Genomic DNA, 230 nt, shown 5'->3' with positions numbered 1-230 from the left:
CCACTAACGCAGCACCCGCCGCAACTCGTTCCCATTCATATACTATTACTGAATGCAATAAAGCTAAAATGCCACACCATAATAAAAGACATGATAAAAAGACTGCTGATCCACCAAACAAAAAAACACAGAGTGCTGCCACTTGTGCTCCCAGTGCGCCGCACCAATTTTCAGTGTCCTGTGGCAAAGCACTCATATAAAACCATGAAGTATCATAAGGAGAATAGGAA

Annotated in this window: 1 protein-coding gene; it reads right to left on the bottom strand. The window is 42.6% G+C overall.

Going from position 1 to position 230, the window contains the following annotated elements; genetic code table 11:
* Positions 1-230 (bottom strand): DNA translocase FtsK 4TM domain-containing protein (locus H5993_RS09410; RefSeq protein WP_204777133.1); only part of this gene is annotated, 230 nt, incomplete at both ends.

Origin of the sequence: Limosilactobacillus alvi, assembly GCF_016900115.1 — a bacterium.
GTDB classification, from domain to species: Bacteria; Bacillota; Bacilli; order Lactobacillales; family Lactobacillaceae; genus Limosilactobacillus; species Limosilactobacillus alvi.
The sequence above is the reverse complement of the archived record's forward strand: the minus strand, read 5'-3'. Positions and strand labels throughout refer to the sequence as shown.